Source organism: Sphingomonas sp. P3_C5 (assembly GCF_056402635.1).
In genome coordinates this window covers 212309-238866 of sequence record NZ_JBFUHA010000005.1, presented here as the reverse complement: position 1 = coordinate 238866, position 26558 = coordinate 212309, and the positions used below count along the sequence as shown (strand labels likewise).

Below are 26558 nucleotides of genomic sequence, written 5' to 3'. Positions count from 1 at the left end.
CCGGGACCTGCGGGAGCTAAGCATGAGGTTCCTCGTGCCGCGTCTGCGGATGAGGATGCCGGTAACTGGCAGTCTCGTGGAGATCGGACCGGGACTTTCAGCCTTGGCGCCGGAGGCGTCGGCTACGGGTGCGCTGTCCAGGGTAATTTTGGTCGACAACTCCACAGGCATGCTGTCCTATTCGCGCCGGTGGACTTCCGGCGGCGCGCGCTCAATCATTGCCTCCGCCGATGCGACAGGGTTGGCATCGCGGACGGCATCTTTGATCGTTTGTTCACTCGGCGACCCGTACAACAGCCCCCTGTTCTGGCGGGAGGTGATGCGCATTCTTGAACCCGGCGGCGCCTGCCTCTTCACGACTCCTTCGTTCGAATGGGCGTCACGATTCCGGCAGGACGGCGAGCGTGATCTCGCCGAATTCGTTCGAGCCGACGGAGCCCGGCTGTCGATGCCTTCTTACGTCAGTGACGGGGCCGACCAGGTCCGGATGATCGAGGCAGCCGGGCTTGTCGTGGAGGAACGGCAGGGTCTCGGAATCGAGGCGCTGGATACCGAGCCGGCGCCCAAGCTCCTTTGTGTCGAGCCGGGCACGCCGATTGTCGCTGCCTACGTCGTTAGAGCGCCGCGCTGAGCTCCGCTATGCGCGCTCGAAGCCTCTCGCCCACCGTTCGAACGGAGTCACCTGGATCGTCGACGAAATCGAGGGCTTCAGTATCGATGTCGATGACCGGCAGGCGTGTGCGAAGCCTCTGGACACGGTCTTCGATTCGAAGGGAGAGTGCGCGTAGAAAGGCTTCTCCGATTTCCGCTTCAGGCGCTCGTCCGCGCAGGCGGATGCGATTGAGTTGAATGCCGACAGGGCAATGGACGTGGAGCAGAAGGCTGGGCCCGCCGAACCGATCAGTCAGACGATCGTGCAGCATCTCAACAGCCTGCGCGTCTGCTTCCGACGAGGACAGATCAGCATAAGCGAGGTCTTGGAAGAGGGCAAAGTCGAATAGGACCGGCCGGTCATGTGGCGCGCCGCGGAGCCCCGATCGTATGGCATCGCCGTGAGCCAGCAGGAAGCTCACGTTTTTCTCAAGCTCATATTCTGTGGGCTCACGGTAGTATTTAGACCAGAATGGAATCTCTTCGTAAGTTTCGCGGACGAGCCGCAGACCCCACGCTTTGGCGATAGTCGCTGCGACTGTTGACTTCCCTGCGCCTATCCCTCCGCATACTTCGATCCGGCCTTGCCGACGGCGGTTTCGCAGGAGCGCGGTTAGCCATCGCCGCGAGCGCTCAGACCGGGGCACTAGCGTTTCGGCAGCCACCGGTCCGATTTCAGCACTGCTCGTTGCGATGAAGCGAGTCCGGTGGCTCTCCACGAGGATCCTCTTATAAGCCTGCTCAGGCGCCTGATCGGGAGGACGACATTACAGTGATATTGGTCGCCAGCAAAGTGGGTCTGCGACTCTCCACCTCACCCACCCCACTTCCCATCCCCCGGCAAAACCCGAACCACCCCCTTCCCCATCCGCCCGTCGAACACGACCTCACTCTGATGGTCCATCTTCTGCTTGAGTTCGGCGCGCTCGACGATCTGCTTCCAGCGGCGCATCGCGATGCCGCTGCCCTTCAGGGCGATCGCCGCCGGCGCGTGGAAGAGCGCCCGGTTGGCGGGCGGTTCGATCTCGTCATGGCCGTCACGCACCGTCACCAGCCGGTACGCCTCTTCCAGGATCACAGGCCGGCTTGGCCGGACAGCAGGGTGTCAGATTCCCCCGCACACCAGTCGCGGCCCGCTTCGCCAGCCGGCCGGCCGGGTTGCCTGCCTGCCCGCCACAAAGGACCGCCCGCCCCTCCGCTTCGACTTTCCCCTCTTCAGCGCCGCCGCACGGGGCTCTCATTACGCGCAGCTACTGGCCGCACGGTCAGGAGATGTTCATGACCGGATGCGTCATATGGTTGAGGGGAGACGGCGCGATGTCCAGGATATTGGCGGTCATGATTGCGGGGGCTGCGGTGACATCGTCCTGCGCCGCCGCGAGCCCCCCGGCTGAAACCGCCCATGGCACAGATCGCATCGCGAGCGACGCGGCCTTCAACGCCCTTGCCCGCACCGAGGGCGGCGGGCGCTTCATGGCATTGCCGCGCGTGATGTTCGCCATCGATCGCAGCGCCAATCCGCCCCGCGTCCATTGGATCGACACGAAACGCTATGAATATCATTATGTATATCTGCAGGCGCGTTACCTGACGCTCGCGGACGTGGATGCTTTCAACGACGCGAATTATTCCAAACCCAATCGCCGCTTCGTGCTTGGCGCGGTCGTGCGCTACCCGCGCCTGGGCCGCTACGGTGTCGAGCTCTGGGAGGGGGATGTCGTCAGCCCTGAGCTCCTCGCCATGATGATGCAGCGGCTCCAGGCCGGGTTCCAGGCGCCGCTGACCTTCAAGCCAAACTCGGAACAACAGCGCGCGGCCGCTGAAAAGGCCGGGCTGGCGACGATCAGCGTCGAGCAGGCCTATGGCAGCCGGGAGCAGCTTGTCCTCAATAGCGGGCGTGCGACGGGGCGCCTCGTGCTGGTCGATGAGGACGGCGAGGATGCGCTGCTGCCGGGCGACATCGCCTTGCTCAGGACGATCCCGGTGCGTCTTCCGCCGGTCGCGGGCATCGTTTCGGCGACTTTCACGACGCCGATCAATCATGTCAGCCTGCTCGCCAAGACATGGCGCATCCCCAATGCCTATCATGTCGATGCGGACAAGCTTTGGGCGGGTTTGAACGGACGCCAGGTGGTGCTTGATGCAACCGGCACGAACGTCATCGTCCGCCTTGCCACCCCCGCCGAGATCCGCGCTGCCCAGAAAGCGCGAGCGAGCATAGCGGTGCGCGCGCCACGCGCCGATCTCGCCTATGTCGGGTTGCCGGCGCTGGCTGAGCAGGATGCGACATGGGTGCGCCGCACCGGCACGAAAGCCGCCAACCTGGCTGAGGTGGCGGCGTTCGCGCGCAGCATCAAGAACCCCGGTTTTGTCGTGCCGCCCGGGTTCAGCGTGCCCTTTTCCTCTTATGACCGTTTCGTCGCCGCGAACGGCATCGGCGCCGATATCGAGGCGCTGCTGACGGATCCGCGGAGGGCCGACGCTGTATGGCGCAAGGCCGCGCTGGCATCGCTTCGCGCGCGCTTTGCGGCGGGCCGCGTGCCGGAAGCTGATATGGCGGCAATCGCCCGGCGTCGCGCCGCCTTGCTCGGTGACAAGGGTGTCTTCGTCCGCTCGTCCACCAATGCCGAGGATCTGCCAGGATTCAACGGCGCGGGCCTGTACGACACGGTGCCCAACGTTAAGGGCACCGAGGCGCTGGCCGGGGCGCTGAAGACGGTCTGGGGCTCGATATGGAATGACCGGGCCTTTGCCGCGCGCGAGCGGGCCGGTATCGATCACCGTGCGGTTCGCGCGGCCGTGCTCGTCCAGATCGGGATCGATGCGGATGCCGCCGGGGTGATGACGACAGTCGATCCCTTCGACGAGCGGGCGATCGAAAAACGCGTGTTCATCGCGGCCAAGCGCGGCGTCGGCATCCGCGTCGTCGAGGGCAAGAAGATCGCCGAGCAGCTGATCTACCGTCCCGAGCTCGATTCGGTCCAGATCCTCACCCGATCCCAGGATGATGTGATGCTTCACTTCTCGCCGGACGGCGGTGTCGAGGAAGTGAAGGTCGATCCGAACCGTGCGGTTCTGTCCGACGATCTCGTCCGCCGCCTCGGCACTATCGGCCTCAACATCCAGGAGCGGTTCGGCAACCGCCCGCAGGATGTGGAATGGCTCATCGTCGGCGGTCAGATCATGATCGTCCAGTCACGCGACTATGTGCGGGGGAATTAGAATGCGTGGTTCGCGAGCGGTTTCGATGGTGGCTGGCCTCGCCCTTGTCGCGACGTCCTCCGGTTCGAGCGCGTTCATGATCAGAAGGCCGGAAACTGTAGGCCCGCCGCCGATAGCGCTTGGCGGGCCCTGCGCTGTGACGATCACCGAGCCCGGAGGAAGGACGGGCGGCGCCGAAATCCCGATCGCCGCGCTCCGCCTCGGGTCGCCGGTCACCCGGGCGGCGACCTCCTTCACCACCGGTGGAAGCGGCACGGCCAACATGACGGAAATGATGCGCCGCAAGCAGGCCGGTCTTCCCTATGCGCCGGCGGTGTTCGATAGTTCCTCATCCGCGCTGCCGGTCGTCTACGCCGCCCAACCTTCGGAAACTTTTGGCGGGTATCTCTATCAGAGGCTGCTGTTGAAGCCTGGATCGGGCGTCTATGATTCCGGGCCGCTTGTTTTTGCCCAACCGGTTTCCGACACCCGCGGGCAGATTGTTTCGCTGAGCCTCGGCATGAACAAAGCGCCCGCCGCCCCGCCAAAGCTGCGCGTGGTGAGCGGCCTGCTGTTTTCTTCTGGGGCATGCCTGCGGCAAACGCTGGACGTGTACGCGCCGGCGATGACAGCCAGGCAAGTGCGCGGCTTGTTCTCGACGTCCGGCTGTAACTGGAACCAGCTTTCCGCCTGTCAGCGGTCGCAATGGCCCCATGGCCGTGTGCTGTTTGTCCTGCGGACCGAGAAAGCGACAAGCAGTATCTATCGCTGGGTCGATTACGACCTGCTGGCTAAGGCGCGCTTTGCGAAGCCGTCGTGATGGCGAGACGGTGAGGGGTATTTGAGATGGCAGTTTCGCGAGCGATTTCGATGGTGGCCGGCCTCGCCCTTGTCGCGACGTCCTCCAGTTCAAGCGCACTCTTCTTCATTCCACCGGAGACCGTAGGCCCGCCGCGGATCTTGCTCGCCAGCAGCGGCCCATGCCGTTCGACGATCTCCGAGCCTGGAGGACGGACGAGCGGCCCCGACATCCCGATCGCTGCGCTGCGCCTTGGGTCGCCGGTCAGCCGCGGGAAGACCTCCTTCACCACCGGCGGAGGCGGCACGTCCAACAGCGACGAAATGATGCGCCGCAAGCAGGCCGGTCTTCCCTATGTACCGGCAATTTTTGACAGCTCCTCATCCGCGCTGCCGATCGTCTACGCTGCCCGATCTTCTGAAACTACTGGCGGATATCTCTATCAAAGGCTGCCGTTGAAGCCTGTATCGGGCGCCTATGATTCCGGAGCACTTGTTTTTGCCCAACCGGTTTCCGACACCCGCGGGCAGATTGTTTCGCTGGGCCTCGCCATGAAGAAAGCACCCGCCGCCACGCCAAAGCTGCGTGTGGTCGGCGGGCTGCGGGCTTCCTCCGAAGCATGCCAGCGGCAAACGCTTGATGTGTACGCGCCGGCGATGACGGCCGGGCAAGTGCGCAGCCTGTTCTCGACGTCCGGCTGCAACTGGTACCAGCTTTTCGCCTGTCAGCGGTCGCAATGGCCCCATGGCCGTGTGCTGTTTGTCCTGCGGACCGGGAAAGGGGCGAGCAACTTCTACCGCTGGGTCGATTACGACCTGCTGGCCAAGGGGTATTTCGCGAAGCCGTCGTGATGGCGAGGCAGTGAGAGGTATTTGAGATGCGCGTTTCGCGATGGATTCCGGCGACCGTCAGCCTGGCTTTGATCCTGTTGCCTGCGGGTTCGGTCGCCCGAATGTACAGGCCGCCTGAGAGTGTGGGGCCTCTATCATACTGGTCTGCGCCGCCCTGTTCGACGCGGTTTACCGAATTTGGCGGATCAACCACAGGGACTCAAATACCCATTCCGGCGCTCCGGCTGGGACAGCCCATCCGCCGGGCGACGACTTCATTTACAACCGGTGGCAGTGTAACCGCCAACGCCTTCGAAATGGAGCGCAGGAGGAAAGCGGGACTCCCTTACGAGCCTGCAATGTTCAACACATCATCGTTGGACCTTCCTCTTGTTTACGCGGGGGAGGCGGCAGCGGCAGCGAACGCATATTTCTATGAGCGGTTGCCGATAAAGACTGTGTCAAAGGGATATGATCCCAATGCCCTGGTCTTTGCACAGCCCGTATCGCCGACAGCGGGACGCATCGCCTCCTTGCAACTCACCATGGCGACAGCGCCTTCCACTCTCCCCAGGGTACGTGCCCTTTTCGGCCAGCCGTCGCCCGGCGGCTGCCGGGATCAGGCAGTCGATATTTACGCGCCGGCGATGACCGCCCGACAGGTTCGGGACTTGTTTTCGCCTTCGCAGTGCAACTGGTGGCGGCTTGCGGCCTGCACAGAATCGCAACTGCCCCGCGGCAGAGTGCTGTTTGTCGCGTTAGGCGATGGGCCTGCCCGCTACACCTATCGCTGGGTCGACTATGATCTCCTGGCCAAAACCGGCTTCGGCAAAAGCGGGCGGTGATAACGGCCCGTCATCATGAGAACCCGGCGCTGCGCGGGCTGAGCTTCAGCCGGTCAGGACGGTGCGCAGGACAGGCTCGAAACCCGGCACCGCGCCGTTATCAGTGTTGGTGAGCAGCACCACGTCGAGCTTGCGGTCTGGAAAGTGCATCAGGATCGAGTTGAATCCCGAATATCCGCCGCTGTGCCAGATCACCGGATGGCCGAACATGCGGCTGATCTCCAGGCCGTAGCCGTAATCGGACTGCTCGACGAAAGCCGGCGGCTTGCCGGGATTCTGACCTGGTGGAACAAAGCGCGCCGATCCCGAGGGGATGCCGCCCGCAACTGTCACCGCTGTCGTCATCTTTTTCAGGCTGTCGGCCGCCAGGACGCGCCCGCCGAACAGAGCGGCGTTCCAGCGCAGCAGATCGCCCGTCGTCGATCGCACCCCGCCTTCGGCAACCGGAAGCCCCGAATACCAGGCGTTGTGAAATGCGCCCGGCTTGTTCCCGACCAGGCCATATCCCGAGGCGCGGTGGCGAACGAGATCCTGGTGATGGTCGAGCGCAGTCGATGTCATCCCCAGCGGGCGGAACAGCGCGGCTTCGACAAAATCGCCGTAAGAGCTTCCCGTCAGCTTCTCGATCAACGCGCCGAGCAGAACATAGTTGGAATTGGAATAATTCCACCGGGTGCCGGGGGCGAAATCATAGAGCGGGGTCATGCGGGCGATGACCTGCGCGCGGGCGGGATCGTAGCGCCATGCGTCTCCGGCATCGGCGGGCAGACCGCCCATCACATAATCGTGGATCCCCGAGATATGGCTGAGCAATTGATGGACCGTCGGGCGCGCGCCGCCGGCATGGGCGGGGAATCCGGGGAAAATCGTGTCGATCGGTGCATCGAGCGCGAGCTTTCCCTGTTCGGCGAGCAGCAGCACCGCCGCGGCGGTGAACTGCTTGGTGCATGAGGCGATGCGGAAGACGGTTGCAGGCGTGACCGGGCTGCCGGTCTCCAGGTTGGCGCTGCCCCTGGCGATCAGGAGCGGTGCGCGGCCCTCCCCGCCCACACCCAGGCTGACTCCGGCGGTTGCAGAATCAGTTACCAGCTTGGCGGCGATAGCGGTGAGCGCCGCGTCGAGAGATCGTGCGGGCGGCGAGGCGGAAGCGCCCCGGGCCAGGAGGATCGCAGCCGCGCCCGAGCCCGCGATGGCCTGGCGTCGCGTCAGGTCCGGCATGGTCTGAAATCCTCTCGGCCCTTCTTTGGAGCGATAAAAACCGGGACCGGGCCTGCGAGTCAAGCGGGGCCACCAGCGTTGGAGCGCGAAGACCAGGGACTGATCGGCGCCTCGTCCCCAACGCTCGGCCGCATCTCGTGACGCAGCGCATCTACACCCCATGACGGCTCGCAAATTTCCCGCTACCTCGCGAACCATGCACGCCCCCGCTCCCACGCCGATGATGGCGCAATATCTCGCGCTCAAGGCCGATGCCGAGGATTGCCTGCTCTTCTACCGGATGGGCGATTTCTTCGAGATGTTCTTCGAGGATGCGAAGATCGCCGCGGCCTGCCTCGATATCGCGCTTACCGCGCGCGGCGAGCATGGCGGCGAGCCGATCCCGATGTGTGGCGTGCCCGTCCATGCCGCGGAAGGGTATCTCGCCCGGCTGATCAAGGCCGGCCACCGCGTCGCGATCGCCGAGCAGACCGAAAGCCCCGCCGCTGCCCGGGCGCGGATGGGCTCTAAGGCGCTCGTCTCGCGCGCGATCATCCGCGTCGTCACCGCCGGCACGCTCACTGAAGAAGCGCTGCTCGATGCCCGCACCGCCAACTGGTGCGTGGCGGTCGGCGAGGTCGCCGGCAGCGTGGCGATCGCCGCTGCCGATGTCTCGACGGGGCGCTTCGAGCTGATCGAGACCGATGCGGCCGGGCTCCTCACCCAGCTGGCCCGCCTCGCGCCGGCCGAGACGATCGCCTCCGAAGCGACCGCGTTCGAACAGGCCGCGACCACGCTTCGCCCCAAATCCGAGTTCGACAGTGCCGGCGGCGAGGCGCGGCTGAAGCGGCTGTTCGGCGTCGCGACGCTGGACGGCTTCGGCCAGTTCAGCCGCGCAGGGCTCGCTGCGGCGGGCGGGCTGGTCGCCTATCTCGATCACACTGCCAAGGGATCGCTACCCTTTCTGCGCCCGCCGCGCCTGCTCCAGGCGGCGCAGCATATGGCGATCGACGCCGCCACGCGCGACAGTCTCGAGCTCACCTGCGCCACCAATGGCCAGCGCAAGGGCAGCCTGCTCGACGCGGTCGACCGCACCGTCACCGGCGCCGGGGCGCGGTTGCTTGCCGCCGATATCGGCGCGCCGCTGGTCGATCGGGCGGCGGTGGAGGCGCGGCTCGATCTCGTGCAATTGCTCACGGATGATAGCGGTTTGCGCGAGGCCTTGCGCGCGACGCTGCGTAGCCTGCCCGACGTGGGCCGCGCGCTCGGGCGCCTTGCCGCGGGGCGCGGCAGCCCGCGCGATCTCGGACAGCTTCGCGACGGGCTCGACGGGGCATGGAAACTTGGCGAGCGGCTCGACAAGGTCGATCAGCCGCCCGCGTTGCTCGCAGAGCTGGCGCCGCAGCTGCGCGGCCATGGCGGGCTGATCGATCTGCTCGCCCGCGCGCTCGTCCCCATGCCGCCGATCGATGCATCGGACGGCGGCTATATCGCCGAGGGCTATGACGCGGCGCTCGACGATCTGCGCGATGCCGGTGCTGGCGGCAGGCGCGCGATCGCAGCGCTCGAGGCCGAGTTCCGCACGCAGACCGGCGTATCGGCGCTCAAGATCAGGCATAACGGCGTGCTCGGCTATCATATCGAGGTGCCCGCGCGCTTTGCCGATGCGCTGATGAAGGCGGAGAGTGGCTTCACCCACCGCCAGACGCTGGCCGGCGTCGTCCGCTTCAATGCGCCCGCACTGCATGAGGTCGCGCTGAAGGTGACGCAGGCAGGCGCCCACGCGCTTTCCGCGGAGGCGGCGCATCTCGAGGACCTGAGCGCTGCCGCGCTCGACCGGCGCGAACAGATCGCTGCGACCGCCGATGCGCTGGCCCGGCTGGATGTGGCGGCGGGGCTTGCCGAGCGCGCGGCCGAGGGCGGATGGACCCGGCCGGCGCTGGTCGAGCATAGCTGTTTCGAGATCGAAGGCGGGCGGCATCCGGTCGTCGAGAATGCGCTTGCCGCGCGAGGCGAGCGGTTCGTTGCGAATGACTGCAGGCTGTCCGAGGATTCGCGGCTCTGGCTGGTGACGGGGCCGAACATGGGCGGCAAATCCACTTTCCTGCGCCAGAATGCGCTGATCGCTGTGCTGGCCCAGGCCGGCTCCTATGTGCCCGCGACCGCCGCGAAGCTCGGGCTGGTCGACCGGCTGTTCAGCCGGGTCGGCGCCTCGGACAATCTCGCGCGCGGGCGATCGACCTTCATGGTCGAGATGGTGGAGACCGCGGCGATCCTGGCGCAGGCGACGCCGCGCAGCTTCGTCATCCTCGACGAGGTCGGGCGCGGCACCTCGACCTATGACGGTCTCGCCATCGCCTGGGCAGTGGTCGAGGCGATCCATGAGGACAATCGCTGCCGCTGCCTGTTCGCGACGCATTATCACGAGCTGACCCGGCTGGCGGAGCGCTGTGAGGCGCTCACCCTTCACCATGTCCGTGCCCGCGAATGGAAGGGGGAGCTGGTGCTGCTTCACGAGGTCAGTGAGGGGCCGGCCGATCGAAGCTATGGCCTGGCGGTGGCGCGGCTGGCGGGCCTGCCGCCGATCACCATCGCCCGCGCCAAGGCGGTGCTCGCCAAGCTCGAGGCGGGCCGCGCCAAGACTGGCGGGCTCGCGGCCGGGCTCGACGATCTCCCCCTGTTCGCAGCCATGGCCGCCGAGGTTGAGGAAGAGGTCGATGCACTCCGGGCCGAAGTGGAGAAGATCGACGTCGACTCCCTCACCCCGCGCGACGCGCTTGAGATACTGTATCGGCTCAAGGCGCTGGCGCGGGAATCATGAGCGGCGCGGACGCCACCTTACCCTGAACGATCGCAACGGGATGGGCATGGCCACGGGCAACGATTTTGCACGTCGCGCAAAGTAACCGCCAAATCCCTCCCGCTTGCGAGAGCAGTTTGGGGTTGACTATGCTCAGGTCATCGCTAGAAGCCCGCCCCATGAACGCACTGCTCGCCCTGATCTCGTCATCCAGTATCAGTTTACGATACTGACGGAACGACGATCTGCGTCACCCGTCTACGGAGGGTGGCGCGCTATGGAGTGCAACCGGTTTCGAAAACCGGGCTATCCGCAAGGTTAGGGGTTCGATTCCTCCACCCTCCGCCAATATCGGGAGTGTGATCCAGCGAAGGTCGCTGGCTCCGCCTGCTAAGCGAGAGGTGCCGCGAGGCATTTGGTTCGATCCCAGCGCACTCCGCCAGTTACCGGACCTCTAGCCCAACTGGTAGGAGGCGGGTGCCTTAGAAGCATCACAGTCTCGGTTCGAATCCGAGGGGGTCCACCACGGGAAGGGAAAGGCGTTCGGATACGCCGGCTGGATTGTAACTCCGGTCCTTCGGGGAGTGGTTCGAGTCCACACCTTCCCACCAATCGCCGGGGTAGCCCAACAGGCAGGAGGCGACACCCTCAAAAGGTGGACAGTGCGGGTTCGACTCCCGCCCCCGGCACCATTTCCACTCGGCGGCGGCGTACCAGTCTCAAGGCGCTAGGTCCGTGAGCGCTCGGCCGCTCTCGAAATCCGCCGGAACTGAGGCGTGATCGTGCACGATCAGCCAACTCCCGCCGATGTCCCGGAAACACGCGTCCAGCGCACGTCGCGGAAGGCCGCGTGATGGCGCGCTTCAAGCTGTTCCTTATCGGGTCGCCCCAAGCGCTTCTCGTCGATTTGCCGGTCTAGGGTGTGATGTAATTGAACGATCTCGCAGGCCGTGCCGGTTCATCACTGGCCGATGCCGATGCCGACAATGACGGCGTTTGCAGCGGCTTGATGACCCCGCCCAGTCGCGCCCAGTTGATGCGAAGTTGAGAACTAGCGAGTGATGATCTCGATTCGCTAGTGTGCCTGACTAGTAATGATGATTCTCGTGACCATTCCTTCGTTCATGAGAAAATCAATCAGGTCCAATAGCGTATCGGCAGGAGCAGAGCCGAAATCAATCGTCAGATACCAAAGCTGTCCATTCGATTCTATCGGCGTAACCGAATGTATTGAGTTCGCCGCACCGGATGGAGACGCCGCCAAGTCGCTTACGTCTAACCACTGAGTCAACAAAGCTTCAAGCCGATCGACATTCGGTAGCGGGCGATCAAACGCAATTTGTGTTGCGCACCAAGTAAACGGATAAATCTCGATACCAACCGGACCGAGCTGAAAACCACGGGCCTCGGCGTCCTCCGCCGGATCAAGCCAAGCCTCAAAAACCTGGTCGGCATCATTTGGATTCTTGGTAATGAAATCGGCACGAATGTATCTATAGGGGTATGCCAATGTCTCATTGTTGATTGAGATGAGCAGTTCCCGCGCGAATGGTTTGCCGCTCGACTTAATTTCTTCCGACAGTTTCTCGAAATAGGCCACGTAGCGGTCCCGCTCAGCAGCAATCATTGATACCACGGACATTGCGTAACCTTCCCCCGGTCGTCTGTGCGCGACAATATCCCGGCTTGTGGCGTCCGCAACTGCGAAAGAGCGCGGCCTCAAGGCAAATCCGCACTTTGGTGCGTTTGCTGCGTAAGGCCACAATATCGGGAGTGTGATCCAGCGAAGGTCGCTGGCTTCGCCTGCTAAGCGAGAGGTGCCGCGCGGCATTTGGTTCGATCCCAGCGCACTCCACCAGTTACAGGACCTCTAGCTCAACAGGCAGGAGGCGACACCCTCAAAAGGTGGACAGTGAGGGTTCGACTCCCGCCCCCGGCACCATTCTTCCTTCACAAACGGCGACGGCGGATCGGCCTCAAGGCGCCAAATCCGTGAGAGGCCGGCCGTTCTCAAGATCCGCCGGGATAGAAGCATGATCGTGCACGATCAGCCAGACCCCGTCGATCTTCCGGAAACACCCCGTCCAGCGCAGCCACAGCGTAGAGGCCTCACCATTGGCCAGTGTCCCGCTCACGCGGTTCAGGCTGTGCGCGAAAGCCAGATCGCCCTGCGCCGTGACGTCCAGCTCATGTACGTCATAGCCGATCGGCCCCTCATAGCCGGCAAGGGCCTCTCGCCAGGCCCGCCGCTTCTTGTCGGCGCCGGCATAGCGCAGCGACGCCACGATATCGAACGACACGATGTCAGGCGCGTAGAAGGACAGGATCGCCTCCAGGTCCCGGTTGCGAAGCGCCGCCGCCCAATCCTCGACGCGCTGCCTGATCACGTCCTCAGTCACATGTCTCCTCCTCGACGGCGTGTCGGATGTCTCGCGCGACCTGGCGCAGGTCGTTCCCGAGCTGGTGATCCGCGCCTTCGAGCGTGCGGACCAGGGCGTGCGGAATCGCTTTCGCATAGAGATGAACATGCGCCACGGGCACTTCGGCATCGTCCACGCCATGATAGAGACAGACAGGAAGGTCGCGCGGCAGGCGCTCAGCGAAGTCCGTGCGACCGTCCATCTCGTCGCTCGGCCATCCGCCTTCGCCGATGAAGGGCGCGGCAATCAGGAACAGTCCACCGATCCTGAATTTCGGTGCCTGCTCGGCAAGCGCATGGATCAGCACGGTGCCACCGACTGAGTGGCCCACCAGAATTGCCCCGTCCGTCAAGGAGGCGAATTCTTCCGTCAGCGCAGCCTTCCAGGCGGCATAGCGGGGGTCTTCCTCGCCCGGCATTCGGGGATAGCGGACGGCATAGCCTCGTCCGAGTTCATGCTCGAGGCTCGCCACGAGCTTGTTGTCCCAGCTGTCATGGACGTCCTTGCCGGCGCCCTGAACGAAGAGGATCTGTCTGGCCATCGCTCAACCAACTGGTCCCGTGTCAATTGCCGGACCAAAGCCCTCCCGACCCGAAAGGTTCCAGGTCGGCCTTGAGCGCCGCTAGCCTCGTCTCACACCCGCCGCGGCGAGAATGCCGGAGCTCGCTGATGTGTCAGGCGAATGGCCCTAAGCTCGACGCACTATCAGATGAAGGTCCTTCTCGATCAGCCTCCGCCGTCATGCCGGACTTGTTCCGGCATCCACCGTGCCGCACACCCACCGACATTGTGGTTTGCGGCGCGGTGCGTTCGAGCGAGATTGTGTTCCCCGAACACAATCTTGGCTTTCCGGGGGAAAGCCAAAGCTCGAACGCCGGAACAAGTCCGGGGTGACGGCTCAGGGCCGTCGTAAAATTGCATAACTATTTGAATTATAATAATAATGTCGCACGTGACATTCGTTGGAAATGTCAGCGCCGCATGACATCTCCAACAGACGCGCCGGCACCCGCGCCGCCTTCTTCCTTGATTCAACCCGAACGGAAGATGCCGCATAAGCTGGAGAACGGGGCGCTCTGCGTACCCGTCACGCTCTTTCTCAGAACCTCGAAGATGTTGCGAATGCGGCCGATCTCCCTGCTCCGGAAAGCCCCTTCCCTGTTATGTCCAACACTGCTCCCTGTTAATTCCAACAAGGCTCCCTGTTATTTCCAACATCTTCCCTGTTATGGAATTAACAGGGAAGGGCACAATATCTCTTTGATTCTAAACGCTAAAAATGGTGTTTTTTCGGGAAAAACGGCCAATAACAGGGAAGAAAAGTTTTTTCTTCCCTGTTCCGCGCTCGGAACAGGGAAAGATCGCGACTTCGCTCGCCCGGCGACTCGGCCGAGCAGCGCCTCAGATCACATATTCGACAGTCGCCATCTGGGTCTGTGCCGCGCGCGCAGCGTTGCGCTTGGTCACCAGCTCGGCGTGGAGCGCGGAGACCGTGTCGCTGCCGGCAGTCTTGAACAGGAAGGGCAGGAAGGCGTGGAGTGCACAGCGCGCGCCGCCCCACATCATCTTGAAGCCGAAGCGCGAGGCGACGCCGAAATGCGCGCCATAGCTTTCACCGACCGATGTGGGGTGATCGAGAAACAGGCGGCGGAACATGGGCGAGACCTCATCGATGGGCGAAGGCCCCCGATATCACGCCTGCGCGTCGTTGCCAGCCTTGTTCGCGATTATTGCCAGCATATCCGCCGCGAGCTGGCTGAGCGTATCGTCGCGCGCGCCCATCACGACGATCCGGTCGCCGGGCCGCGCCTCGGCCGCGAGATGCGCTGCCGCCGCGTCGCGCGCCGGGATATGGAGCGCGTGCCGGCCGGTCGCGGCGACATCGGCGATGATGTCGGCGCTCGTCACCTCGCGGTTGACGGTGCCGCCCATATAGACCGGGTCGGGCAGGACGAGCAGGTCATCAGCACCGAGCTTGGTCGCGAGCGTCGCGACCAGTTCGCTGCGCATCACCTTGAGCGGACCATAGCCATGCGGCTGGAACAGGATCAGCAGCCGTCCGGGAAAGGCGTGGAGCGTGTCGAGCGTCGCCGCGATCTTGTCCGGATTGTGCCCGAAATCGTCGATTACCGCGACGCCGCCCGCCTCGCCGACCAGCTCCATCCGGCGCCTGAGCCCGGTAAAGCCCGCGATCGCCCGCACCGCCTCCACCAGCGGCACGCCAGCCGCCCGTGCCGCGCCGATCGCGGCCAGCGCGTTCGAGACATTGTGGCGCCCGGGCACCATCAGCGACACCGCAATCGGCGGCGCGCCGCGCTCGGACAGCAGGAAATCCACGCCGAACGGCCGCTCGACCAGCCTGGTCGCTGTGAGATCGGCCGGCCGCCCGATCGAAAAGGTCAGGCGGCGCTCGGGCGGCAAGGTCATCGCCAGCGCCGCGCCGTCGCCATTGTCCATGTTGATCACCGCGGTCGCCGCCCGCGCGATGAAGGCGCCGAAGAGCGTCCGCAATTCATCGAGCGATTTGTGATCGAGACTGACATTGTTGAGCACCGCGATCTTCGGCCAGTAGAGCGCGATCGAGCCGTCACTCTCATCGACCTCACTGACGAAAGCCGCGCCCTCGCCGACCAGCGCGCTGGCGAAGGGCGCATCCTCGGCCACGAAGTTCTTCATCACCGCGCCGTTCATCACCGTCGGGTCGCGGCCCGTCGCATGCAGGATCCAGCCGATCATGCCCGTCACGGTCGATTTGCCGCTGGTGCCGGCGATGCCGATCGCAAGGCCGCTCGCGTTGAACAGGCTGGCGAGCAATTCGGCCCGGCTCATCCGCGCCGCGCCCACCGCGTCGGCAGCGACGATATCGGCGACGGTCGACTCGACCGCAGCGGAGGCGACCACGATCTGGTCAGCCGAGACGATCCCGCTGCCATCCTGCGGGAACAGCCTCACGCCCTTAGCGCGCAGGTCGTCGAACTTGGCGGGAAGCCGCGCCTGGTCGAGCGTCCGGTCGGATCCGGCAACGGTCGCGCCCTTGCCGGCGAGGATCATCGCGAGGGGCATCATGCCGCTGCCGCCGATGCCAACGAAGAAGTAGGATTTGCCGTCGTGCATGGCTGGGGGCTATCGCGGGATTTCAGGCACGGGGCAAGCAGGCGCGGGAGACGGAAATGAGGATCGGCATCGTCGCCCCGGCAAGGCCGATCGACAAGGTGGTCGTCGCGCGCGCTGAAGCGTTTGCCGCGATCGCCTTTCCGACCGTGGAGCTCGTCTTCCATCCGCAATGCTTCCTCAGCGATGGCGGCCATTTCGCCGGCACCGACCAAGTCCGCGCGGCTGCCTTTCTCGAATTCGCCAATGATCCCGGTTTCGACGCCCTGTGGTTCGCCCGGGGCGGCTATGGCGCGAACCGGATCCTCCATAGCGTGATGGGCAATCTCGCCCCCGCCGCCTCGGCCAAGAGCTATTGCGGCTATTCCGACACCGGCTTCCTGCTCGGCGCGCTCTATGCGCGGAAGATCGGCCATAGCATCCACGCGCCTTTGGTCGGCGAAATCAACCGCGCCGGCGGCGACGCGGCGATCGGCCGGACGCTCGACTGGCTGGTCCGCCGAGACCCGTCAGCGCTCGAGCCGAGCGTCGGCGATCGGCCGACCATCGCGTTCAACCTCGCCATCCTGAACGCACTGATCGGCACGCCTTATTTGCCCGACCTCACCGGCCATGTCCTGATGATCGAGGAAGTGTCGGAGCCGCTCTACCGGATCGACCGGATGCTCTTCCAGATGGCCCATGCCACCCAGCTCAAGACTATTGCCGGCGTGAGGCTCGGCCGCGTCAACGACGTAATCCCCAACGATCCGCCCTTTGCCGAAACCGTCCAGCAGATCATCGAACGCTGGTGCCGGGAGATGGGCGTGCCATTCCTGGGTCCGGCCGATATCGGCCATGACGTGGAGAACAAGGTCGTGCCGTTCGGGCGCTTACAGGGTGCCGCCGCCCGCCCCTTAAAGTAGATTTAGCCGTCATGCCGGACTTGTTCCGGCATCCACCGTGCCGCACACCCATCGAGCTTTGGTTTGCGGCGCAGTGGACCCCGGAACAAGTCCGGGGTGACGATTGAGCGTGGCGCAGTCACCCCTTGAATATCCGCGTTTGATTTTCGTCAATGATGCCGCGCTCCGGTCGGCAGATGCTTCGCATCATTGGGAGGCGAAAAGCACATGGCACAGGCATTGGCACGGCCGGCTCGCGAGGAGATCGCGGGTACGACCATCTTCGACGGCGCGATGGCGCAACGCGGCTATGCCCTGAACGCCATGTGCTTCAGCTTCAACGACGCCGCCAACCGCGACGCATTTCGCCGCAATGAGGCAGCCTATTGCGATCGGTTCAAGCTGAACCCCGAACAGCTACAGGCAGTCGCCGACAGGGACGTGCTCGGCCTGATCGCGGCGGGCGGCAACATCTATTATCTGGCAAAGCTCGCCGGCATCTGGGGTCTGAACGTGCAGGACGTCGGTGCCGCCCAGACCGGGATGAGCGTGCCGGAATTCAAGGCGATGCTGCTCTGCCAGGCGGAGGTGGCGCGATGAGCGAGATCCTGGGCGGCTATTTCACCAGCCACGTCCCCGCCATCGGCGGCGCGATCGTTCGTGGCGATGAGGAGGATCCCTATTGGAAGCCCTTTTTCGACGGCTTCCCGGCGGTGCGCGACTGGCTTGCGCGCAAGCGGCCGGAGATCGCGGTGGTGTTCTACAACGACCACGGCCTCAATTTCTTCCTCGACAAGATGCCGACCTTCGCCATCGGCGCGGCGCCCGAGTATCGCAACGCGGACGAGGGCTGGGGCCTTCCCGTGTACAAGCCGTTCCGCGGCGCGCCCGAGCTGAGCTGGCACATCATCGAGTCGCTGGTCGAGCAGGAGTTCGACGTGACGATGTGCCAGGAAATGCTGGTCGATCACGCGCTGTCGATTCCCTTCGAACTGGCCTGGCCTGATTGCGACGCATGGCCGGTCAGGCTCGTGCCGATCGCGATCAACACGGTGCAGCACCCGCTGCCCTCGGCGAAGCGCTGCCTGGCGCTGGGTCGCGCGGTCAACCGCGCTCTCCGCAGCTGGCCCGGCGAGGAGCGCATCGTGGTGATCGGAACCGGCGGTCTGTCGCATCAACTCGACGGCCAGCGCGCCGGCTTCATCAACCCGGTCTATGATCGGTTCTGCCTCGATAATCTGGCGTTGAAGCCCGATCTTCTGACTCACGACAGCGTTCGCCAGATCGTCGCGAAAGGGGGCACCCAAGGCGTCGAGATCCTGAACTGGATCGCCGCACGCGGCGCTCTCGGCGACGTTGCGCTGCACGAGGCGAGCCGCAACTATCACATCCCGATCAGCAACACCGCCGCGGCGACGGTCATCCTCGAACCGGCCTGATTGCCGGGGGATCGTCCTCCTGTTGCAGCCGCGCAAAGAATGCCAGGAATCGCGCATGGGTGTCGTTGCGGGTGCTCTGGCGCCGGACAGGGCAATCTCTTATATGCGTGCCATGCAACGCCGGTTCGCCATCGTCACGACTACCACTCCCTCGGGTCCCCGGGGGTTCTTCGGCGTGCGCATCTTCAACTGACGTTATCGCCGAAGACTTCACCCGGAAACGGGTGAGTCGGCGTCTCTCCCCGTTTCCGCTTTCATCAAGGCGCCAGGAACGGATACCGAGACATGCGCTACTATATTGATGCTGAATTCAACGGGAATGGCGGCCGGTTTATCAGAACCGCGCTGGCTCGGCGGGACTGCGCCGAGTCGCGCGATGATGGAGGGCGCTTGAGATGAGACAAGTCCAAGCGCCTTGCCTATATGAGCCGGGCGAAGGCATAAGCCGCGCTCCCGATACCCCCTCCGATAGAAAGTCCAATCCCGTGTCTGAGATGTTCCGCATAACGCTGCCCGACGGTTCCGTCCGTGAGGTAGCCCCGGGGACTACCCCGGCGGACATCGCTGCGGCGATCGGTCCGGGCCTTGCCAAGGCGACGATCGCCGCGCGCGTCGATGGCGATCTGCGCGATGCCATGCGTCCGTTCGACGGCGACGCAAACCTCGCGCTCGTCACGGCGCGGGATGAGAAGGATGCGCTTGAACTCGCCCGCCATGATTTCGCGCATGTGCTGGCGGAAGCGGTGCAGAACCTGTTCCCCGGCACCCAGATCACCTTCGGTCCCTCGACGGACGATGGCTTTTATTACGACTTCGCGCCCAAGGACCGCCCCTTCACAGAGGAGGATCTGCCGGCGATCGAGGCCGAGATGCGCAAGATCATCGCCGCGGACAAGCCGATCAGGCGTGAGGTCTGGAGCCGCGAGCAGCTCATCACGCGCTGGCGCGAGCAGGGCGAGAGCTTCAAGGCCGAATGGGCCGCCGAACTCCCCGAGCATGAGGAGCTGACGGTCTATTGGTCGGGTGGCGACTGGCTCGACATGTGCCGCGGCCCGCATCTCGCCTCGACCGGCAAGCTCGATCCCCAGGCGTTCAAGCTCACGCGCGTCTCGGGCGCCTATTGGCGCGGCGACCAGGCCAACGCCATGCTCAGCCGCATCTACGGCACCGGCTGGCTGAGCAAGAAGCAGCTCGACCAGCACCTCTTCCGGCTGGAAGAGGCGGCGAAGCGCGATCATCGCAAGATCGGCCAGGAGATGGACCTGTTCCATCTCCAGTCCGAAGCTCAAGGGTCGGTGTTCTGGCATCCCAAGGGCTTCATCCTGTGGCGCCAGCTCGAGGCCTATATGCGCCGCCGGCTCGATGCGGCCGGCTATGTCGAGGTCAAGACGCCGCAGCTGATGGACGCGCGCCAATGGGAGCAGTCCGGCCATTGGGGCAAGTACCGCGAGAACATGTTCATCGTCCCCGACGAGATCCCCAATGCCGAGGAAGAGGGCCCGATCCTCTCCGGCAAGGCGGAGCTGATGGCGCTGAAGCCGATGAACTGCCCCGCGCATGTCCTGATCTTCCGCCAGGGGATCAAGTCGTACCGCGATCTGCCGATCCGCATGGCCGAGTTCGGCTGCTGCCACCGCAACGAGCCGCACGGCGCGCTGCACGGCATCATGCGCGTCCGCCAGTTCACCCAGGACGACGCGCATATCTTCGTGCGCGAGGATCAGCAGATCGAGGAGATCAAGGCGTTCTGCGATCTGCTCGACAGCATCTACCGCGATCTCGGCTTCGAGAATTACGCGATCAAGCTGGCGCTCCGCCCCGAAAAGCGCTTCGGTAGCGAAGAGATGTGGGACCGGGCCGAGCAGACGCTGCGCGATGCGGTCGAAGCGACCGGCCGTGCGACCGCAGACTATGGCTGGGAGGAGCTGCCCGGGGAAGGCGCCTTCTACGCGCCGAAGCTTGAGTTCCATCTGACCGATGCGATCGGCCGGACGTGGCAGGTCGGCACGATGCAGGCCGATACCGTGCTGCCGGAGCGACTCGATGCGAGCTATGTCGGCGAGGATGGCAATCGCCACCGGCCGGTCATGCTCCACCGCGCGATCCTCGGCACGTTCGAGCGCTTCCTCGGCATATTGATCGAGCACCATGCCGGCCGCTTCCCGCTCTGGCTCGCGCCGGTACAGGCAGTGGTCGCGACGATCGTCTCGGACGCTGACGATTATGCGAAAGAGGTCACGGCGAAGCTGGCCGCGGCCGGCCTGCGAGTGGAGACCGATCTGCGCAACGAGAAGATCAACTACAAGGTGCGCGAGCACTCGCTGGCCAAGGTCCCGAACCTGCTCGTCGTCGGCAAGCGCGAGGCCGAGGAAGGTACCGTCGCGCTGCGCCAGCTCGGCAGCGAACGGCAGCAGATGCTGAGCCTCGACGAGGCTATCGCGATGCTCAGGAAAGACGCGACCCCGCCCGATCTGTGACGCCCTTGCCACCATTCCCGCCACTTCGGGGATGGTGGCTCGGATGCCGGCAAAGCAGCACCTTTCATAACGCACTAAAAATCACTATATGCCGCCGCCTAACCTCCAAGGAGCAATACCTATCCGTCCTCCCATGATCCGGCGTCCGCAAGGGGCGCCCGTGCCGATGAACGGCCCGCGCTTCAACGAATTCATTGTCTCGCCCAAGGTCCGCGTGATCGATCAGGACGGCGAGAACCTCGGTGTGATGTACACCCGCGAAGCGATGGAGCAGGCACAGAGCGTCGGGCTCGACCTTGTCGAAGTGTCGCCCAACGCCGATCCGCCCGTCGCCAAGTTCCTCGATGTCGGCAAGTTCAAATACGAGGCGCAGAAAAAGGCGAACCTCGCGCGCAAGTCGCAGAAGACGCAGGAGATCAAGGAGATCAAGATGCGTCCGAACATCGACGACCATGATTACGACACCAAGATGAAGAAGGTGCTCGAGTTCATCGACGAGGGCGACAAGGTGAAGATCACCCTGCGCTTCCGCGGCCGCGAGCTCAGCCATGGCCAGCTCGGCATGGCGCTGCTCCAGCGCGTCCAGGCCGATGTCGTCGAGACCGCCAAGGTCGAAGCCTATCCGCGCATGGAAGGCCGTCAGATGCTGATGGTACTCGCGCCCAAGTAACGTCTCGCGCCGGTCAGTCAGCGGCTGCCGGCGGTTCCCATAGCTCGATCGCATTGCCCTCGGGGTCGTGGATTCGCGCGAACTGGCCGATCGACGGGTCGTTCCACTCGGGCTTGGTGATGATCTCGACGCCGGCGGCGTTCAGCTGCTCAAGCAGCGAATCGAGATCGCTGACCCGCAGGTTGATCATCCATTGCTTGTCGGCGGCGAAATAGTCGGTGGTCTCCTTGAACGGCCCGAACACCACTGGCCCGCCCTCGGTCTGCCACGACCATTCGTCAGCCGTGCCGCCAGCCGTCGCGACGCAGCCCGAGCCCACATTCAGATGCTCGCGATACCAGGCATTCAGCGCGTCGGGATCCTTTGCGCGAAAGAACAGCCCGCCAATTCCCAATACCGGCATCGCACTCTCCTTCAGTTCGGGCCTTCAGTTCAGGCAGCTTCCTTGATCGGCGTACCCGCCGCTGCTTCGAGCAAACGCCGCTCGATCGCCTTCAGCCGCGCCGCGCCGGCAATCTTGTCACCAATCAGATCAGTTAGATAGAAGGTATCGACCGCGCGCTCGCCATAGGTCGCGACATGCGCCGAGTGGATCGTCACCTTGGACTGGAACAGGCCGTGCGCGAGCTGGTGGAGCAACGCCGGCCGGTCGCGCGCATTGACCTCGATCACGGTGAAGCGGTTCGAGGCGCGGTTGTCGATCAGCACATTGGGGGCGATGTCGAAGGCTTCGGCGCGGGTCCGCGGCAATGGCTTGGCCATCAGCCGGTCGGCGAGCCGGGAGCGGTTGGCGAGCGCGTCCTCGATCGCCCCTTTCAGCCGGTTGAGCTGGACGGTGTCGTCGAACGGCCGCCCGACCGGATCCTGGACGAGGAAATTGTCGAGCGCCATGCCGTCCCGCGTCGTGTGAATCCGCGCATCGATGATGTTGCCGCCCGCGACGCTGATCGCGCCCGCGATCCTGTAGAACAGGCCCGGATGGTCAGCGGCATAGACGGTGACGAGCGTCGCGCCGCGCTCGGGATAGACCTGTGCTGCAATGAAGAGCTGCGCATCGCCCGCCTCCTCGATAACGCGCGCGTTGCGGACCAGGATGTCCTCGGGCTCGGCGACCCAATAGGGTTCGGGCAACCGCTTCACCAAAGCGGCGAAACGCTTCTCGTCCCAGCCGAGCGCTGTCTTGAGCGCCTCCTGCTTGGCGGCGATGCGCTCGCTGCGACCCTTCTGCTTGTGGCCGAGGCGCAGCACTTCCTCAGCTGACTCATACAGGTCGGACAGGAGCTGACGCTTCCAGCCATTCCACACCCCCGGGCCCACCGCGCGGATATCGACCACCGTCAGCGCCAGCAGCAGCCGGAGCCGTTCCGGGCTTTGCACGATGTCGCAGAAATCGAGGATCGTCTTAAAGTCCGAAAGGTCGCGCTTGAAGGCGGTCGCCGACATCAGGAGATGCCAGCGCACCAGCCACGCGACCGTCTCGGTCTCGGCCGGTGACAGCCCGAAGCGTGGCCCCAGCCGGTTCGCAACCTCAGCGCCGAGCAGCGAATGGTCGCCGCCACGCCCCTTGGCGATGTCGTGCAGCAGCACCGCGACATAAAGCACGCGGCGCGAGACGATCTGCTTCATGATCGCGGCCGAAAGCGGATGGTCCTCGTTGAGCTCGCCGCGCTCGATCTTCGACAGCAGCCCGATCGCCCGGATAGTGTGCTCGTCGACCGTGTAATGGTGGTACATGTCGAACTGCATCTGCGCCACGACGCGGCCGAAATCGGGCACGAAGCGGCCGAACACACCCGCCTCGTTCATCCAGCGCAGCACTGTCTCCGGATCACGCGGGCTGGCCAGCACATCGAGGAACAGCGCATTGGCCTTGGGGTCGCGGCGAATATCGTCGGCGAGCTTGGCGTCGCGCGCAGCAGCCCGCATCGCCAGCGGATGGATCTCGAGGCGATGCTTGTCGGCGAGCGCGAACATCTCGATCAGCCGCACCGGATCCTTTTGCAGGAAATCGTCGGACGGCAGCGCAATCCGCCCGCGCACCAGGGTGAAGCCGTTGAGCTTGCCCGGCGAGCGCCGCAGCGTCGGAAAGCCGAAGCGGCTCCCGCGCGCCGCGAACTTCTCGTCGAGATGGGCGAGGAACACCCCGGTCAGATCCCCCACCGTCTTCGCCTGCAGGAAATAATACTGCATGAACCGCTCGACGCTCGATTTGCCGGGCCGGTCGGCAAAATGCATCAGCTCGGCGATCTCGCGCTGCAGGTCGAAGGTCAGCCGGTCCTCGGCGCGGCCGGCAAGGCTGTGGAGATGGCAGCGCACCGCCCAGAGGAAATTCTCGGCGCGGTGGAACTGGCGGTATTCGGCGCGGCTCAGCAGCCCTGCCTCGACCAGCTCGGCGGGCTCTGTGACGTTATAGGCGTATTTGCCGATCCAGAAGAGCGTGTGGAGATCGCGCAGGCCGCCCTTGGCTTCCTTCACATTGGGCTCGACGACATAGCGGGTGTCGCCCATCTTCTTGTGGCGCTGGTCGCGCTCGATCAGCTTGTCGGCGATGAACTGGCGCGCGGTGCCGGCCTGCACCTCGGCGCGGAAGCGCGCGGCCGCCTCGTCATAGAGCGGCTGGTCGCCCCACACATAGCGCGCCTCGAGCAAGGCGGTGCGGATCGTCACGTCGCTCTTCGCCTGGCGCACCATCTCATCGAGCGAGCGGCTCGAATGGCCCACCTTCAGCCCGAGATCCCATAGCGCATAGAGCATCGTCTCGATGATCTGCTCAGCCCAGCCGGTCTGCTTCCACGGGGTCAGGAAGCCGATATCGATGTCCGAATAGGCGGCCATCTCGCCGCGCCCATAGCCGCCGACCGCGATCAGGGTGAGTCGCTCGCCTGCGGTCGGGTTGCTGCTGCGATAGAGGCGCTTGGTGGTGAAATCATAGAGCAGCCGCAGCAGCTGATCGGTTAGAAAGGCCTGCGCTGCCGCCGCTTCGAGCCCGCGCGAGGGATGTTCGATCAGCCGCCGCGCGATCTCGGCGCGTCCGGCGTCGAGCGCGACCTTGAGGATCGCGGTGGCGTCCCGGCGCAGCACCGTCTTGTCGTCGCCCTCGATCGCGGCGAGCGCATCAGCGAGCCCCCGGCGATCAATGATGGCGCGGCGATGGGGCAGGGTGTCGAAACGGCTTGGCATGATCAGCAGATAGGGCTTCCTGGGGGTCACGTCATCTTATTCCAGGGCGCGCAGTCAATCCCGTCTCTCTCTGGTCGATCCGCGCAGGAGGCACGCAATCTCCCGATCCTAAAGGTCTACGGCATTGCGGACTCCGACAGCAATGACCCGGATTTCCCTGACAAACACACACGTCCATTTGACAACCTTGCTTGACAGGCAGGCGACCTTGACTGTAAAGCTTCCTTCACTGATTCGAAAGGAGCCTTTACCCGTGACCAAGAACCAAGCCGTCAAGCGCTACAACCGGAGCGTCATCATCCTGAGCCTGATCTACGCCCTGCTGCTGTGCGGCGCGGTATATCTGTTCGTCCATCATTTGCTGAGCGGGCCGGTCGCCTATGTCGCTGCGGTGCTGCCGGCGCTGCCGATCATCGGCATCTTCGTGGTGATCGGCCGCTATCTCGTCGAGGAGACGGACGAGTATCTGCGCGACCAGTTCGTCCGCAAGGCGCTGATCGCCAGCGGCTTTACGCTCAGCGTCGCCAGCGCCTGGGGGTTCCTCGAGAATTTCGATCTCGTGCCCCATGTCTATGCCTATTACGCCGCGATCCTGTGGTTCGCCGGGCTTGGGCTCGGCTCCTGCTTCAACGCATTTCAGACACGGCGAGGTGAGGCATGAAAAACCGCCTCAAGGTGCTCCGCGCCGAGCGCGACTGGAGCCAGGGCGACCTTGCCGACCGGCTCGAGGTTTCGCGCCAGAGCGTGAACGCGATCGAGACCGGGCGCTACGACCCCTCGCTCCCCCTCGCCTTCAGGATCGCCGAGCTTTTCGAGCTCTCGATCGAACAGATTTTCACCAGCCCTTCCAGGGAGAATGACCAATGACGCCCGCCAATAAAGGCCGCCTGATTGCCGCTTTCGCTTTCCCGCTGTTCCTGCTCAACGCCAATCCGGCGCACGCCGCGCCGGCAGCTGCGGTCACCGCCCCTGATGGGCGTTGGCACATCGCCGTGGTGATGGACCATATCTCGATTGAGGTGACGGGCAAGGGATCGCCGATTTTCCTGATCCCCGGCCTCGCCAGCCCGCGCGCGACCTGGGAGGGCGTCGTGCCTGAACTGGCAAAGACCCACCGTGTCTATCTCGTCCAGGTCAACGGCTTCGGTGGCGATGCGCCCGGCGCCAATCTGAAGCCTGGGATTCTCGACGGCGTGGTCGCCGATCTCGATAGCTTTATTGTGGAGAGCAACATCAAGGGCGCGGCGATCGTCGGCCATTCGATGGGCGGGCTGGTTGGCCTGATGTTCGCCAAGGCGCATCCAGACCATGTCTCGCGGCTGATGATCGTCGATTCGCTGCCCTTTTTCGGCATGCTGTTCGGCCCGACTGCGACCGTCGCAATGGTCGAGCCTCAGGGCAAGGCGATGCGTGACCAGATGGCCGCCACTTATGGCAAGCCGGCCGATCCGACGCAGGCGGAGGCTACGGCGAACCGGCTTGCACTGAAGCCTGAGTCGCGGGCCAAAGTGAAGGCTTGGGTGATGGCGGCTGATCCCCGGGTTTCGGGCGAGGCTATGTATGAGGATCTGACCACGGACCTGCGGGAAGATCTGGCGAGCATCAAGACGCCGATCACTTTGGTTTATCCATGGGCAGAGACTGGGCCGACCAAGGCCATGGCGGATCCGCTTTATCGCGGCGCCTATGCGGCTGCGCCGAATGTTACCTTTGTCGATGTCGGGGATTCAGCGCATTTCGTGATGCTTGATCAGCCGGCGGCGTTTGCGGCGGCGCTGAAGGTGTTTGCTGAGGGGAAGTGACTCTGTTCCTCCCCGAGCTTGCTCGGGGAGGGGGTGCGCGAGCTTTGGATTGCCCCCGGCAATCCAAGATCCTGTCCGGGGGACACGATCTCGCTCGCACACCCGCTTCTTCAGCGGGTGGTGGAGGGGCTTGGAGCGTGGCAATCTCGCCGCGCTCCAAGCCCCTCCACCATTCGCCAGAAGATGGCGAATGCGTCGGAGCGAGATCCTGTCCCCCGGACAGGATCTTGGCCTGCCGGGGGCAGGCCAAAG

General features: G+C 64.3%; 24 protein-coding genes and 4 tRNA genes. 18 read left to right on the top strand and 10 right to left on the bottom strand.

Going from position 1 to position 26558, the window contains the following annotated elements:
- Positions 1-22 precede the first annotated feature (22 nt).
- Positions 23-631 carry a methyltransferase domain-containing protein gene (locus AC1DVS_RS14565; RefSeq protein WP_478024157.1) on the top strand — a complete coding sequence of 203 codons (609 nt, stop codon included), beginning with the start codon at positions 23-25 and terminating at the stop codon, positions 629-631.
- On the opposite strand, the gene AC1DVS_RS14560 is transcribed toward AC1DVS_RS14565, so the two are convergent.
- A complete protein-coding gene (locus AC1DVS_RS14560) occupies positions 615-1298 on the bottom strand; it encodes a deoxynucleoside kinase (RefSeq protein WP_478024453.1) in 684 nt (227 codons plus the stop codon). The genes AC1DVS_RS14565 and AC1DVS_RS14560 overlap by 17 nt on opposite strands.
- A 167-nt stretch (positions 1299-1465) precedes the next feature.
- Positions 1466-1729, bottom strand: a complete 264-nt coding sequence (locus AC1DVS_RS14555; protein WP_478024155.1) for a hypothetical protein — start codon at positions 1727-1729, stop codon at positions 1466-1468.
- A gap of 239 nt (positions 1730-1968) precedes the next feature.
- Between AC1DVS_RS14555 and AC1DVS_RS14550 the strand changes: the two genes are divergently transcribed.
- The 4 genes from AC1DVS_RS14550 (at position 1969) to AC1DVS_RS14535 (ending at position 6326) form a co-directional block, all read left to right on the top strand.
- Positions 1969-3873: a PEP/pyruvate-binding domain-containing protein gene (locus AC1DVS_RS14550; protein WP_478024154.1), complete on the top strand. Its 1905-nt coding sequence runs from the start codon at positions 1969-1971 to the stop codon at positions 3871-3873.
- 136 nt (positions 3874-4009) lie between these two features.
- On the top strand, positions 4010-4672 hold the full coding sequence (locus AC1DVS_RS14545; RefSeq protein ID WP_478024152.1) for a hypothetical protein: 663 nt from the start codon (positions 4010-4012) through the stop codon (positions 4670-4672).
- Between the two features lie 53 nt (positions 4673-4725).
- Positions 4726-5502, top strand: a complete 777-nt coding sequence (locus AC1DVS_RS14540) for a hypothetical protein (protein ID WP_478024150.1) — start codon at positions 4726-4728, stop codon at positions 5500-5502.
- Between the two features lie 524 nt (positions 5503-6026).
- Positions 6027-6326 (top strand): hypothetical protein, encoded by a 300-nt coding sequence (locus tag AC1DVS_RS14535; RefSeq protein ID WP_478024149.1) that lies wholly within the window; start codon positions 6027-6029, stop codon positions 6324-6326.
- Positions 6327-6371: 45 nt separating this feature from the next.
- Here the strand turns inward: AC1DVS_RS14535 and AC1DVS_RS14530 are convergent, their stop codons facing one another.
- Positions 6372-7544, bottom strand: coding sequence for a serine hydrolase domain-containing protein (locus AC1DVS_RS14530; protein WP_478024147.1), 1173 nt, complete (start codon positions 7542-7544; stop codon positions 6372-6374).
- Positions 7545-7764: 220 nt separating this feature from the next.
- Between AC1DVS_RS14530 and mutS the strand changes: the two genes are divergently transcribed.
- The 4 genes from mutS to AC1DVS_RS14510 all read left to right on the top strand — a co-directional run bounded on the left by mutS (position 7765) and on the right by AC1DVS_RS14510 (position 11015).
- Complete coding sequence (mutS, locus tag AC1DVS_RS14525) at positions 7765-10344, top strand: DNA mismatch repair protein MutS (protein ID WP_478024451.1); 2580 nt, start codon at positions 7765-7767, stop codon at positions 10342-10344.
- A gap of 427 nt (positions 10345-10771) precedes the next feature.
- A tRNA-Leu gene (locus AC1DVS_RS14520) sits at positions 10772-10849 on the top strand.
- A 1-nt stretch (position 10850) separates the two neighbouring features.
- Positions 10851-10934, top strand: a tRNA-Tyr gene (locus AC1DVS_RS14515).
- A 3-nt stretch (positions 10935-10937) separates the two neighbouring features.
- Positions 10938-11015, top strand: a tRNA-Leu gene (locus AC1DVS_RS14510).
- A 383-nt stretch (positions 11016-11398) separates the two neighbouring features.
- Here the strand turns inward: AC1DVS_RS14510 and AC1DVS_RS14505 are convergent.
- A complete protein-coding gene (locus tag AC1DVS_RS14505; protein ID WP_478024145.1) occupies positions 11399-11965 on the bottom strand; it encodes a hypothetical protein in 567 nt (188 codons plus the stop codon).
- Between the two features lie 128 nt (positions 11966-12093).
- On the opposite strand from AC1DVS_RS14505, the gene AC1DVS_RS14500 reads away from it, so the two are divergent.
- Positions 12094-12181, top strand: a tRNA-Ser gene (locus AC1DVS_RS14500).
- 118 nt (positions 12182-12299) lie between these two features.
- Here the strand turns inward: AC1DVS_RS14500 and AC1DVS_RS14495 are convergent.
- The 4 genes from AC1DVS_RS14495 to AC1DVS_RS14480 form a co-directional block, all read right to left on the bottom strand.
- Positions 12300-12722 (bottom strand): YybH family protein, encoded by a 423-nt coding sequence (locus tag AC1DVS_RS14495; RefSeq protein WP_478024144.1) that lies wholly within the window; start codon positions 12720-12722, stop codon positions 12300-12302.
- Positions 12715-13284: an alpha/beta fold hydrolase gene (locus AC1DVS_RS14490; RefSeq protein ID WP_478024142.1), complete on the bottom strand. Its 570-nt coding sequence runs from the start codon at positions 13282-13284 to the stop codon at positions 12715-12717. The genes AC1DVS_RS14495 and AC1DVS_RS14490 overlap by 8 nt, the downstream gene beginning before the upstream one ends.
- Before the next feature lie 860 nt (positions 13285-14144).
- Positions 14145-14399: a DUF6356 family protein gene (locus AC1DVS_RS14485; RefSeq protein ID WP_478024140.1), complete on the bottom strand. Its 255-nt coding sequence runs from the start codon at positions 14397-14399 to the stop codon at positions 14145-14147.
- Between the two features lie 36 nt (positions 14400-14435).
- Positions 14436-15857, bottom strand: a complete 1422-nt coding sequence (locus AC1DVS_RS14480; protein WP_478024139.1) for a glutamate ligase domain-containing protein — start codon at positions 15855-15857, stop codon at positions 14436-14438.
- Positions 15858-15913: 56 nt separating this feature from the next.
- Here AC1DVS_RS14480 and AC1DVS_RS14475 point away from each other — a divergent pair, with 56 nt between their 5' ends.
- The 5 genes from AC1DVS_RS14475 (at position 15914) to infC (ending at position 21324) form a co-directional block, all read left to right on the top strand.
- The gene (locus tag AC1DVS_RS14475; protein WP_478024137.1) at positions 15914-16759 is read left to right on the top strand and encodes an LD-carboxypeptidase; all 846 of its coding nucleotides are present in this window, start codon (positions 15914-15916) and stop codon (positions 16757-16759) included.
- Between the two features lie 207 nt (positions 16760-16966).
- Positions 16967-17338, top strand: a complete 372-nt coding sequence (locus AC1DVS_RS14470; protein ID WP_478024135.1) for a protocatechuate 4,5-dioxygenase subunit alpha — start codon at positions 16967-16969, stop codon at positions 17336-17338.
- Positions 17335-18177 (top strand): class III extradiol dioxygenase family protein, encoded by an 843-nt coding sequence (locus AC1DVS_RS14465; protein ID WP_478024134.1) that lies wholly within the window; start codon positions 17335-17337, stop codon positions 18175-18177. Before AC1DVS_RS14470 ends, AC1DVS_RS14465 begins: the two co-directional genes overlap by 4 nt.
- A gap of 485 nt (positions 18178-18662) precedes the next feature.
- Positions 18663-20654 carry a threonine--tRNA ligase gene (gene thrS / locus AC1DVS_RS14460; RefSeq protein ID WP_478024133.1) on the top strand — a complete coding sequence of 664 codons (1992 nt, stop codon included), beginning with the start codon at positions 18663-18665 and terminating at the stop codon, positions 20652-20654.
- Between the two features lie 133 nt (positions 20655-20787).
- Positions 20788-21324 carry a translation initiation factor IF-3 gene (gene infC / locus AC1DVS_RS14455; RefSeq protein ID WP_343891954.1) on the top strand — a complete coding sequence of 179 codons (537 nt, stop codon included), beginning with the start codon at positions 20788-20790 and terminating at the stop codon, positions 21322-21324.
- A gap of 13 nt (positions 21325-21337) precedes the next feature.
- Here the strand turns inward: infC and AC1DVS_RS14450 are convergent, their stop codons facing one another.
- Complete coding sequence (locus tag AC1DVS_RS14450; protein ID WP_478024131.1) at positions 21338-21727, bottom strand: VOC family protein; 390 nt, start codon at positions 21725-21727, stop codon at positions 21338-21340.
- 29 nt (positions 21728-21756) lie between these two features.
- Positions 21757-24504, bottom strand: coding sequence for a [protein-PII] uridylyltransferase (locus AC1DVS_RS14445; protein WP_478024449.1), 2748 nt, complete (start codon positions 24502-24504; stop codon positions 21757-21759).
- Positions 24505-24757: 253 nt separating this feature from the next.
- Here AC1DVS_RS14445 and AC1DVS_RS14440 point away from each other — a divergent pair, with 253 nt between their 5' ends.
- Genes AC1DVS_RS14440 through AC1DVS_RS14430 form a run of 3 tightly spaced genes read left to right on the top strand, consistent with a single transcriptional unit; the run spans position 24758 to position 26306 of the window.
- A complete protein-coding gene (locus tag AC1DVS_RS14440; protein ID WP_478024130.1) occupies positions 24758-25165 on the top strand; it encodes a hypothetical protein in 408 nt (135 codons plus the stop codon).
- Positions 25162-25371, top strand: coding sequence for a helix-turn-helix transcriptional regulator (locus AC1DVS_RS14435; protein ID WP_478024128.1), 210 nt, complete (start codon positions 25162-25164; stop codon positions 25369-25371). The genes AC1DVS_RS14440 and AC1DVS_RS14435 overlap by 4 nt, the downstream gene beginning before the upstream one ends.
- Positions 25368-26306, top strand: a complete 939-nt coding sequence (locus tag AC1DVS_RS14430; protein WP_478024126.1) for an alpha/beta fold hydrolase — start codon at positions 25368-25370, stop codon at positions 26304-26306. Before AC1DVS_RS14435 ends, AC1DVS_RS14430 begins: the two co-directional genes overlap by 4 nt.
- The last annotated feature ends 252 nt before the right edge of the window (positions 26307-26558 follow it).

What these genes read in the sequence shown, in the direction of transcription:
- AC1DVS_RS14430 (WP_478024126.1), top strand. Translation starts at nt 25,368, where the DNA reads ATGACGCCCGCCAATAAAGGCCGCCTGATTGCCGCTTTCGCTTTCCCG.
- AC1DVS_RS14475 (WP_478024137.1), top strand. Translation starts at nt 15,914, where the DNA reads ATGAGGATCGGCATCGTCGCCCCGGCAAGGCCGATCGACAAGGTGGTC.
- infC (WP_343891954.1), top strand. Translation starts at nt 20,788, where the DNA reads ATGATCCGGCGTCCGCAAGGGGCGCCCGTGCCGATGAACGGCCCGCGC.
- AC1DVS_RS14480 (WP_478024139.1), bottom strand. Translation starts at nt 15,857, where the DNA reads ATGCACGACGGCAAATCCTACTTCTTCGTTGGCATCGGCGGCAGCGGC.
- AC1DVS_RS14530 (WP_478024147.1), bottom strand. Translation starts at nt 7,544, where the DNA reads ATGCCGGACCTGACGCGACGCCAGGCCATCGCGGGCTCGGGCGCGGCT.
- AC1DVS_RS14490 (WP_478024142.1), bottom strand. Translation starts at nt 13,284, where the DNA reads ATGGCCAGACAGATCCTCTTCGTTCAGGGCGCCGGCAAGGACGTCCAT.
- AC1DVS_RS14485 (WP_478024140.1), bottom strand. Translation starts at nt 14,399, where the DNA reads ATGTTCCGCCGCCTGTTTCTCGATCACCCCACATCGGTCGGTGAAAGC.
- AC1DVS_RS14445 (WP_478024449.1), bottom strand. Translation starts at nt 24,504, where the DNA reads ATGCCAAGCCGTTTCGACACCCTGCCCCATCGCCGCGCCATCATTGAT.
- AC1DVS_RS14565 (WP_478024157.1), top strand. Translation starts at nt 23, where the DNA reads ATGAGGTTCCTCGTGCCGCGTCTGCGGATGAGGATGCCGGTAACTGGC.
- AC1DVS_RS14470 (WP_478024135.1), top strand. Translation starts at nt 16,967, where the DNA reads ATGGCACAGGCATTGGCACGGCCGGCTCGCGAGGAGATCGCGGGTACG.
- AC1DVS_RS14465 (WP_478024134.1), top strand. Translation starts at nt 17,335, where the DNA reads ATGAGCGAGATCCTGGGCGGCTATTTCACCAGCCACGTCCCCGCCATC.
- AC1DVS_RS14535 (WP_478024149.1), top strand. Translation starts at nt 6,027, where the DNA reads ATGGCGACAGCGCCTTCCACTCTCCCCAGGGTACGTGCCCTTTTCGGC.
- AC1DVS_RS14550 (WP_478024154.1), top strand. Translation starts at nt 1,969, where the DNA reads ATGTCCAGGATATTGGCGGTCATGATTGCGGGGGCTGCGGTGACATCG.
- AC1DVS_RS14505 (WP_478024145.1), bottom strand. Translation starts at nt 11,965, where the DNA reads ATGTCCGTGGTATCAATGATTGCTGCTGAGCGGGACCGCTACGTGGCC.
- mutS (WP_478024451.1), top strand. Translation starts at nt 7,765, where the DNA reads ATGATGGCGCAATATCTCGCGCTCAAGGCCGATGCCGAGGATTGCCTG.
- AC1DVS_RS14435 (WP_478024128.1), top strand. Translation starts at nt 25,162, where the DNA reads ATGAAAAACCGCCTCAAGGTGCTCCGCGCCGAGCGCGACTGGAGCCAG.
- AC1DVS_RS14450 (WP_478024131.1), bottom strand. Translation starts at nt 21,727, where the DNA reads ATGCCGGTATTGGGAATTGGCGGGCTGTTCTTTCGCGCAAAGGATCCC.